Annotated in this window: 9 protein-coding genes; 2 read left to right on the forward strand and 7 right to left on the reverse strand. The window is 75.6% G+C overall.

All coding sequences use genetic code 11. The features are described from left to right. Positions 1-28: 28 nt before the first annotated feature. Entirely contained in the window at positions 29-1,099 is a 1,071-nt protein-coding gene (locus AB0N04_RS15140; protein WP_360222842.1) for a DUF1152 domain-containing protein, read from the reverse strand. A 218-nt stretch (positions 1,100-1,317) separates the two neighbouring features. Here AB0N04_RS15140 and AB0N04_RS15145 point away from each other — a divergent pair, with 218 nt between their 5' ends. After that, positions 1,318-2,715: an STM4012 family radical SAM protein gene (locus tag AB0N04_RS15145; RefSeq protein ID WP_360222844.1), complete on the forward strand. Its 1,398-nt coding sequence runs from the start codon at positions 1,318-1,320 to the stop codon at positions 2,713-2,715. A 166-nt stretch (positions 2,716-2,881) separates the two neighbouring features. Here AB0N04_RS15145 and AB0N04_RS15150 read toward each other — a convergent pair whose 3' ends face one another. The 5 genes from AB0N04_RS15150 to AB0N04_RS15170 form a co-directional block, all read right to left on the reverse strand. Continuing rightward, positions 2,882-3,526: a hypothetical protein gene (locus tag AB0N04_RS15150; protein ID WP_360222847.1), complete on the reverse strand. Its 645-nt coding sequence runs from the start codon at positions 3,524-3,526 to the stop codon at positions 2,882-2,884. Beyond that, positions 3,523-4,110, reverse strand: coding sequence for an RNA polymerase sigma factor (locus tag AB0N04_RS15155; RefSeq protein WP_360222850.1), 588 nt, complete (start codon positions 4,108-4,110; stop codon positions 3,523-3,525). The genes AB0N04_RS15150 and AB0N04_RS15155 overlap by 4 nt, the downstream gene beginning before the upstream one ends. A 300-nt stretch (positions 4,111-4,410) precedes the next feature. Then, positions 4,411-5,316: a DMT family transporter gene (locus AB0N04_RS15160; protein ID WP_360222853.1), complete on the reverse strand. Its 906-nt coding sequence runs from the start codon at positions 5,314-5,316 to the stop codon at positions 4,411-4,413. 192 nt (positions 5,317-5,508) lie between these two features. Next, positions 5,509-6,654: a DUF6596 domain-containing protein gene (locus AB0N04_RS15165; RefSeq protein WP_360222862.1), complete on the reverse strand. Its 1,146-nt coding sequence runs from the start codon at positions 6,652-6,654 to the stop codon at positions 5,509-5,511. Between the two features lie 8 nt (positions 6,655-6,662). After that, entirely contained in the window at positions 6,663-7,070 is a 408-nt protein-coding gene (locus AB0N04_RS15170; protein WP_360222856.1) for a YciI family protein, read from the reverse strand. 648 nt (positions 7,071-7,718) lie between these two features. Between AB0N04_RS15170 and AB0N04_RS15175 the strand changes: the two genes are divergently transcribed. Beyond that, entirely contained in the window at positions 7,719-8,348 is a 630-nt protein-coding gene (locus AB0N04_RS15175; RefSeq protein WP_360223441.1) for a hypothetical protein, read from the forward strand. Positions 8,349-8,424: 76 nt separating this feature from the next. Here the strand turns inward: AB0N04_RS15175 and AB0N04_RS15180 are convergent, their stop codons facing one another. Next, complete coding sequence (locus tag AB0N04_RS15180) at positions 8,425-8,772, reverse strand: VOC family protein (protein ID WP_360223444.1); 348 nt, start codon at positions 8,770-8,772, stop codon at positions 8,425-8,427. Positions 8,773-9,544: the final 772 nt, after the last annotated feature.

Raw genomic sequence — 9,544 nt, forward strand, 5'->3', positions numbered from 1 at the left:
CGGCCGCCCGCGGGTGGCGGAGGATCCGTCACACCGTCAGGAGCGGGAAGGCGCTCCCGGTGGAGGGCGCGATCCGGCGCAGGTCGGCCGGGCCGAGGGCGAGGTCCTCGACGGCCCGGCGGCGGGTGGCCAGGGTGACGCCCTCGCGGCGCAGGACGGCCCGCCAGTCGGCGAGGCGGGCGGGCAGGTCGGCACCGTCGGGGGAGACGGTAACGGCGGGCGGCGGCGGTCCGGCGGCCGCCCGGGCGCGCTCGCGGGCGACCTCGGAGAACCCGCACACCTCCAGGCTCGCCTGCTCGGCGTCGTCCAGACCGGCGCTGTCCGCGAGGCGGCGCGCCAGCGGGTTCAGGGCGACCGCGCGGGTGAGGGAGAGCCGGTGCACGCCGGCACTGCGGTCGTCCAGGCGCAGCGGCTCGGGGACGTCGCGGATGCCGCAGCGGCCGCGCACGCCCCGGGCGGCGGAGGCCAGCATGGCGCTGGCCTCTGAAGGGTGCCAGCCGAAGACCCGGCGGACCGGTTCGACGTGCGCGGCGCCGAGGGCGAAGTCGGCCGGCGGCAGCCGAGCGAAGAGCTCCCGCGCCGGGACCTCCCGGTCCAGGGCGGGGCCGGCGATCCAGACCCGGGTCGGCAGCCGGGTGCGGACGCAGGCGGCGAGGACGAGGGCGTCGCCGAGCGGGCTGCGCAGCGTCGGCTCGGTGCCGTCGGACAGGATGTCGCCGCCGACGTCGACCACGTCGACGTGCGTCGCGCCGCAGTGCCGGGCCGCCGCCGCGACGGTGCGGGCCAGCCCGGCCGCGCCGCCGTACGGGTCCAGCAGGCCGAGCGGCAGCGGAAGTTCGGCGGCCAGCCGGGGCAGCGACGAGCCGGCCGGGGGGATCGGCGCCGTCCGGGCCGTGACCAGGTCGAGGTGGGGCGCCGGGCTGTCCAGGCCGGTGAAGTCCGCGCGGCCGCGCGGGCCGGGCAACGGATCGACGACCAGGCGCTCCCAGGAGTACGTCAGGACGAGCGCGGGCGCGGCCGGGCCGTACAGCGCCGCGTGCAGCATGACGGCGGCGATGACGTCCCCGCCCCCGCCCGCGGCGATCAGAAGTCTCTTCATGCCGACCAGGGTTACCAACCTCCCGGCACAAGCACCAGACCTCCACAAGCAATTGACCGGTCGACATATTTCTCCAGCGTGCGAACCTCTCAACTCCCCGGCCGCGCCGCTTTCGTCACTCGGAGAATCCGACCCGTGACCGCGGGATTCCGGTCCGCCTAGCGTCATGTCCCGGGCTTGACCGGACCTTGACCTGGCCGAACGGAGTCACCACCCCGATGAGCACCTCCCCCCTGCTCCACCTCACCCCGCGTCCCCCCGCCGACACCCCCGCCGAGGCCCTCGGCACCCCCTACCGGCAGTACGTCTACGCCTACCCGCACCAGAAGTCCTACCGCGCCCTGGCCGACGGGCCGGCGCTCACCGACATCTGGGCCGGAGAGCGGCTGGACGCCCTCTCGCTCTACGTCCACGTGCCGTTCTGCGAGATGCGCTGCGGCTTCTGCAACCTGTTCACCCGCACCGGCGCCCCCGAACAGATCACCACCGCCTGGCTGGACACCCTCGAACGGCAGGCCCGGGCCACCCGCGAGGCCCTCGAGGCCCAGGGCCGCGACATCCGGTTCACCCTCGCCGCGTTCGGCGGCGGCACGCCCACCTACCTCACGGCCGCCGAACTGACCCGCCTCGCCGACCTCTGCGAGAACGTCATGGGCGCCGACCTCCGGGCCGTCCCCTGGTCGGTGGAGACCTCCCCGGCCACCGCCACGCCGGACCGGATCGCCGTCCTCGCCGAACGCGGCGCCACCCGGGTCAGCATCGGCGTGCAGACCTTCCTCGAGGAGGAGGCCCGCGCGGCCGTCCGGCCGCAGAAGCGCTCGGAGGTCGACGCCGCCCTCACCCGGCTGAAGGCCGCCGCCTTCCCGATCCTCAACATCGACCTCATCTACGGGATCCAGGGCCAGACCGAGGAGACCTTCCGGACCTCCCTGGACGCGGCGCTGAGCTGGGAACCCGAGGAGGTCTACCTCTACCCGCTGTACGTCCGCCCGCTCACCGGGCTCGACGGCCGGCACGAGGACACCGGCGAGAGCTGGGACGAACAGCGGCTGCGGCTCTACCGGTTCGGCCGCGACCACCTGCTCGCCGCCGGCTACCGGCAGACCTCGATGCGGGTCTTCCAACGGGCCGGCACCGCCGCCGTCGACCAGGCCGACGACGCGGGCATCAGCGAGTACAACCAGCAGGCCGGGATGGTCGGCCTGGGCGTCGGCGCCCGCTCGTTCACCACCGGACTGCACTACACCACGGACTACGCGGTCGCCGTCCCCGAGGTCCGCCGGATCATCGACGACTACATCGCCACCCCCACCGAGGACTTCCGGCGCGCCCAGTGGGCGTTCACCATGGACGACGACGAGCGCCGCCGGATGTACCTGCTGCAGACCCTGCTGGAGAGCGGCGGCACCGTCGTCGAGCAGTACCGCGGCCGGTTCGGCGACACGCCCGCCGCGCACTTCCCGGCGCAGTTCGCGACCCTCGCCGAGCGCGGCTGGCTGACCGGCGGCGACACCCTGCGGCTGACCCCCGAGGGCATGGCCTGGGCGGACGCCGTCGGCCCGCTGTTCTTCTCCCCGCGGGTCGACGCCGCCATGGCGGCCTACCGGGACCGCTAGACGAGTGGTTCCGAAGTCGGTCAGTGGCCGAGTCGGGCGCCGACACCTTCGATGGTCCGGCCGCCATGCTGTGCGAGGCCGAGCCGGCTCTTGAGAACCGGAAAACCCAGCCGACTTCGCAACCACTCGTCCGGGCCGCCCCCACCGGCCAGCCCTACCAGGCGGTTCAGCCCACACCGACCCCGTTGGTCTGGGAGAGCGGGAAGCAACCGGGAGTCTCCTTGGTCAGCGAGATCTCCAGACTCCCGACGGCGTCCGGGTGGAGCCCGTCCTTGGGGGCGGTGTCGAGCAGCAGCAGGCTCTCCCCCGGCGGGATGGCGGCGGGGTGCAGGATCGAGATGCGGCCGTTCGAGGGGTCCAGAGACATCACCGACTCCAGTCGGCTGCTGTCGGTGGCCACCGGGGTGTGGCAGGAGGCGGAGGGCGTCATCACCACGGCGGGCACGCCCACCGAGCGCAGGGCGTCCTGGAGCCCGGACCACTCGGCGCCGATCAGCTGGAAGGAGACGGTGCCGTCCTGGTGGGGAGTCACCGTGTAGGAGGCGGTGGTGAGCTGCACCGCGGTCGAGCTGCCACCGGTCGAGCGCGGAGCGGCGGAACCGGCCTGCGGCGTCGGCGCCGCACCGGTGGCGCCGTCGTGCGGCATCAGGACGACCGCAGTGGTCGCGGCGGCCAGCCCGAGGCCGGTCGCCACCAGCCTACGGGTGTAGCGGGGCCGGACCCTGGCGGCGGTGGCCGCGACGGGCATGTTCTCGGCACGGACGGCGAGTTCGGCGCCGAGCTTCTGCTGAAAGTGCAGGGGCGTGGTCACGAGGCGGCCTCCAGGAGAACGTTCACGGACGTGCTGGTGGTGTTGCTCTGCGGGACGACCTTCTGCAGCGCCTTGCGAGCCCGGTGCAACCGCACCCGGGCGGTGGCCGCGCTGATGCCCAGCGCCTTGGCCGCCTCACGGACGGCCAGCCCGTCGACGGCGACCAGGTCCAGCACCGCACGCAGCGGCTCGGACAGCGCGGTGTGCCGAGCGGCCAGCCCACGGGCCTCGCGCTCGGCGTCGATGCGCCCCTCGATCGCGGACACGTCCTGGTCGTCCAGCAACCGCTGACCGGCGATCCTGGCCACCGCGTTGCGTTCCCGGGCACTGCCGCGGAAGTGCGAGGCCAGGACGTTGCGGGAGATGCCGAACAGCCAGGCGCCGGGCGCGCCGCGCCGGGCGTCGTAGCTGTCGGCCTGCTCCAGCGCCGTCAGGAAGATGTCGGCCGTCAGATCGGCCGCCAGGTGGGCACTGTCCGTGCGCCGCGTGACGAAGCCGAGCACGGTGTCGAACTGCTGACGGTAGAACACGGCGAACGCCGCCGGGTCACGCGAGGGTGGTGCTATCGGATGCTCCGCTGACACGGATGACTCCTTGGGACGACGAGCACTGCCTTACGTCTCTTCTTGGCTCCACCGGTCCGAGGCGTTACACGCGATCCTTCCGGCTTCCCTGGATGGCTCCGCTGACGACCGCGGCCTCGGCCGCAGGCCGGACGGGCCGTCCCACGGATCCCAGCCCTACGCCGACGCGGGCCGCAGTAGGGACGGAGGCGTCGAACGGACCCTGGCCAGGGCTGGGCCCCCGGGCGCCCGGGTCACCGCGACCCCCGCCGCGGCGGCCCGGGCGGTGGCGTGCCCTCCCGGCTCCCGGCCGACCGTCGCTCAGACGGCCCCGGCGGCCACCCGCGCCCGGCTCCGCACCGGGACCGACACCACCACCAGACCGCCCAGCAGCAGCGCCGTCCCGAGCGCCGCCCAGCCGCCGAGCCGCTCACCCAGCAGCAGCACCCCAAGCAGCGCCGCCAACAGCGGCTCCGCCAGGCTCAGCGTCCCGGTGGTCGCCGCGCTGATCCGCTGCGCACCCCGGGTGAACAGCAGGTACCCGACGGCCGTCGTCGCCAGCGCCAGCCAGCCGATCAGCACCAGCGCGCGCACCGAGCCCAGACCGGCCGGGGCCACCGCGATCCACGGTGCCACCAGCAGGCCCGCCCCCAGCACGCTCACCGGCGCGGCGGCGCCCGCGTCCGCGCCCGCCGCCGCGAGGCGCTTGCCCGCCACGATGTACACCCCGAACGAGGCCCCCGCCACCGCGGCCAGCAGCACGCCCACCAGGTCCGTCCGGCCGGAGCTGCCGGGCAGCAGCAGGAGGCCGATCCCGGCGACGGCGAAGCCCGTGCCGGCCCACCACGGCCCGCCCAGCCGATCGCCCTGCACCAACCGGGCGCACAGCCCCGCCACCGCCGGAACGCTGCCGAAGGCCACCGCGGTGGCGACCGCGGCCCCCGTCCGGTCCACCGCGGGCAGGAAGGCGGCCTGGAACACGGCCGTGACCGCGACGCTCAACAGCACCCAGGCACGCGCGCCCCGGCGCCACAGCGTCCGCAGCCCGGCCGGGCGCACCGCCACCGCGCACAGCACCGCACCCCCCAGCAGCATCCGGCAGGCCCCCAGCGCCACCGGATCCACCCCGGCCTCCGCCAGCAGCTGCGCCGGACCGACCGTGCCCCACAGACACGCCGCGGCCAGCACCGGCACCACCCCGCCCCGCACCGCTCCTCCGGCAGCCACCCGCGCTCTCCCCTCGCCCGCCCCCGCCGACGGCGGCGCCGGCTCCGACGACCCTAGGGGCGCCCCGCAGGCCGGCCAATTGGGGGAACCGCTCGACCCCGGACACCCCGGCGGCCCCCGCCACGGACCTTCCGCCAACCGCAACGCCCCGGGGCTGGCCTCCCGGGCCGCAGCCGGGCCACAGCCGGGCCGTCAGCCGCGCAGGCGGGTGTTGAGCCGGGCGGCCTGACGCGTCAGGTGGTCGCGCTCGGCCAGGTCGGGCGCGCGGTGGGCCGCCTCGGCGTACAGCCGCGCGGCCGTGGCGAGGTCGCCGTCGCGCTCGTGCAGGTACGCCGCCACCGCGGTGTGGCGGGGCAGCGAGTCGTCCAGTCCGGCGAGCGCCGCCAGCCCGGCGCGCGGCCCGTCCGCCTCCCCGACCGCGACCGCGCGGTTGAGCCGCACCACCGGACTGCCGTTCAGACGGACCAACTCGTCGTACCACTCGACGATCTGCACCCAGTCGGTCTCCCCGGCGCTCCGGGCGTCGGCGTGCAGGGCCGCGATGGCGGCCTGGGCCTGGAACTCGCCCAGCCGGTCGCGGGCCAGGGCCGCCTGGAGGATCCCGACGCCCTCGGCGATCGCCCGGGTGTCCCAGCGGGAGCGGTCCTGCTCCGCCAGCGGCACCAGGCTGCCGTCCGGCGCGGTCCGGGCCGCCCGCCGGGCGTGGTGGAGCAGCATCAGCGCGAGCAGGCCCGCCACCTCGGGGTGGTCGATCACGGCGGCGAGCTGCCTGGTCAGCCGGATCGCCTCGGCGGCGAGGTCCACGTCGCCGCCGTAGCCCTCGTTGAAGACCAGGTAGAGCACCCGCAGCACGGTCGCGACGTCCCCGTTGCGGTCGAGCCGCACGCCGGAGACGGTGCGCTTGGCCCGGCTGATCCGCTGCGCCATCGTCGCCTCGGGCACCAGGTAGGCCCGGGCGATCTGGCGGGTGGTCAGGCCGCCCACCGCGCGCAGGGTGAGCGCGACGGCGGAGGCCGGGGTCAGCGAGGGGTGGGCGCACAGGAAGTAGAGGCGCAGCGTGTCGCCCACGGCCGGGGCGGGCCCGGGCGGCGGCTCCTCGACGAGGCGGTCCTCGCGCCGGCGGCGGGCGGAGTCCGCGCGGGCGGCGTCGAGGAACTTCCGCCACGCCACGGTGACCAGCCAGCCCTTCGGGTCGCGCGGCTGGTCGGCCGGCCAGACCCGCACCGCCTCGACCAGCGCCTCCTGGACGGCGTCCTCGGCCGCCGCGAAGTCTGCTCCGCGGCGGACGAGGACACCGAGCACGCCCGGCGTGAGGCTCCTCAGCAGGGCTTCGTCCACGGGGTGGGTCACTCCGAGATGGTGGGCGGGGCGGCCAGGAAGGGGCGCAGCTCCAGCCACTCGTGGATCGGCCGACCGCCCGCGCCGGGGGCGGCCGACAGCTCGCCGGCCAGCTCGACGGCGCGCTCGTGGCTGTCGACGTCGATCACCATCCAGCCGGCGATGAGGTCCTTGGTCTCGGCGAACGGGCCGTCGGTCACCGGCGGGCGCCCCTCACCGTCGTACCGGACCCAGGAGCCCTCGGGCGCGAGCGCCTGGCCGTCGACGAACTCGCCGCTCTTCTCGAGCCGGGTCGCGAAGTCGTTCATGTACTGGATGTGGGCCGAGATCTCCTCCGGCGTCCACTGGTCCATCGGCACGTTGTTCACGGGGGCCGGGGCGCCGCGGTAGTGCTTCAGCAGCAGGTACTTGGCCATCGTCTTCTCCTCGGAGCGGGTGCGACCATTCTCGTCGCGTTCGGCCCTGGGACGGAGCCGGGCACGGGTTCTCGACACGGGCGACGGAGATTTCTCCGAAGAGTTTTCCCGGGGCCCGGCCCCGCCCTGGCGCCCCGCGCCCCGCGGCGCGCGTCCGCGGGGTGAGGGGGCGCTCCCCGGCCCGGACGGTGCGCCCGGTGCCACGGCGGTGCCGGGGTGGTGCGCGGGCGCCGGGTTCGGCCGGATCGCGTCGGGACGGTCCGTGGGCACCCTGTCCGCCCGGCGGCGGGCGGGCGAGAATGTCCCGGCTGCGTACGGGGGGCGGGCCGGAACGGCCCGTTCCCGTGCGCAGCCGTGTCGTTCCGATGCCAGCATGGAGGTGTGCCGACCGTGTGCAGGAACCTTCCGCGAACCGTGTTGTCGGGTGTGCTGACCGCCGCAGTCGTGGGGGGGGGGGGGGGGGCGGGGCGGCCCCCCCCCCCCCCACCCCCCCGGCCACCGTGTGTGGGGGGTGCCCCCCCCCCCGCCGCGGGGGGGGGCGCGGGGCGGGGGCCCCCCCCCCCCACGATCCCGGCCGCGGGTGTCACCGCCGGGTGCGGGGCCGCGCCGGGGCCGGGCCGGGCGGGCAGTCCGGTCGCGGACAGCCTGGTGGAGGCGCGTCGGGCGGACGGCCGGACCGAGCAGTTCCAGCAGTTCTACGACGACTCCGCGGCGCCCGGCCCGCGCTTCGTCTGGCACCGGTCCCAGGAGGAGCCGGGCGGCGAGTACGGCGCGTGGGAGCGGGTCAGCGCGACCCCGGTCGGGCCGAAGCTGTACCAGGTCAGCGCGGTGGAGAACGGCCGCGGCGGGCTGGAGGTGTTCATCGCCTCCTACGGCAGCATCTGCCGCACCGTGCTGGCCACCCCGGACGGGCGCTGGAGCGCGGCCGAGGGCTTCGAGCTGGCGCCGCCGCCGTACCACGGGGGGATCACCCTGTTCAAGGAGCGCGACGGGCGGCTGCACGCCTTCGCCGCGGGCAACGGGTCCTCCGGGGCGATGGAGGTGCGCAGCCAGCGGGACGGCAGCGGGGACGCCTGGGGGCCGGTCCGGCCGCTGCCCGGACTGCCGGAGCCCGGCCGGGGGCTGAGCGCGCCGAGTTCGGTGGTGCAGCTGGCCGACGGCCGGCTGCAGGTCACGGCCCGGGAGTGGAACGCGGACCGGTACTGGCGGACCAGCGAGGCGGACCGGTTCGGGTCCTGGGTGCCGTGGCGGCTCTGCGCGGACGGCACCTGCGGCTGAGCCGGCCTCGGGGCTCGCCGTGGTGGCGGATCGGTTGCCCGGCCGGGCGGCGCTCCGGCCCGGGTGGCGCTCGGGCTCAGCCGCCGTGGGCCACCTCGTGGCGCGGCTGGTAGAGGCCGACCACGCCCCCGCCCGGCAGTCGTAGCGCCGTCCGCAGGCCCCACCCGGCGGAGCTCACCGGCTCGGTGAACTCGACGCCGAGCGCGGTGAGTTCGCGGACCGTCGCGTGGACGTCGTCGCACATCAGGTAGAGCTCCCGGTCGGAAGCCTCGGCGGGGTGGACCGCGAGCTCCGCGGGCGGCAGCCGGAAGACCAGCCAGCCGCCGCCCGCGTCCACGTGCGGGAAGCGCAGGACGTCGCGGAGGAACGCGCGGTCGGCCTCCGCGTCCCGGCTGTACAGGATGACGTGGGCGCCGTTGATCATGCCCTCACGGTAGCCGCGGGCCGCCGCCCCCGCAGGTCGGCCCGGCGGCCGCCGGCTCCTCGGGCGGGCTCGCCCGCGATCGTCGGGAACACCACCGGGACCGCGGCCGAGCGCAAGCAGCGACCGGGCCGTGAACGAGGCCTTCCCATGGATCGGCAGCAGCCGCGAGACTACCGGTGCGGTGTCCGGGCGGGCGGGCCGCACCGCTTCCGCTGCGCCGCCCACGGCCGGTCGGCCACGGCCCGGCGGGAATTCACGGCCGGATCCGCGGAGGGTCCCTGAATTGCGGGCAAGGCCTTTCCGGGGAATTCGGCGACGGTCAAGGCCAGGTCAAGGGCGGGTAGAGGGATCTGTGCGGCCGGGGCGGGATGTGTTGTGGTGGGTTCCGGTGGGGCCCCGGCCGCGGACGGCGCGGACGGGCCGTGACCGGGCGGACGTCGCTGGTGGGCGGCGTAGACGCTCGCACATGGACCTGAGTGCGGCGGCTATGGTTCGCGGGCTCGGGGCGGACTTGAATGGTGCCAGGACGAGGGGCCGCAGGGCTCAGGGCTCGGACGAGCCCCGCGGATCCGCGTCGGACCGGCCGGACGCCCGGTGCCTCCGGCGGTCGGTTCCGTTCGTTCTCCTTCTTTTCTCCGAATGAGGTGGTCGTGATGACGTACGACGGTGCTCTTGATCTTCCGGTCGATGCCGGTGTGGTGCTGGTGGTGGGTGGTACGGGTAAGACGGGTCGGCGGGTGGCGGAGCGGTTGTCGGCGCTGGGGTACGGGGT

It is taken from the genome of Kitasatospora sp. NPDC051702, from assembly GCF_040681575.1.
Taxonomy (GTDB): domain Bacteria; phylum Actinomycetota; class Actinomycetes; order Streptomycetales; family Streptomycetaceae; genus Kitasatospora.

Excerpts from the sequence above, each read along its gene's own strand:
- AB0N04_RS15140 (WP_360222842.1), bottom strand. The coding sequence starts at position 1,099 with ATGAAGAGACTTCTGATCGCCGCGGGCGGGGGCGGGGACGTCATCGCC.
- AB0N04_RS15145 (WP_360222844.1), top strand. The coding sequence starts at position 1,318 with ATGAGCACCTCCCCCCTGCTCCACCTCACCCCGCGTCCCCCCGCCGAC.
- AB0N04_RS15170 (WP_360222856.1), bottom strand. The coding sequence starts at position 7,070 with ATGGCCAAGTACCTGCTGCTGAAGCACTACCGCGGCGCCCCGGCCCCC.
- AB0N04_RS15180 (WP_360223444.1), bottom strand. The coding sequence starts at position 8,772 with ATGATCAACGGCGCCCACGTCATCCTGTACAGCCGGGACGCGGAGGCC.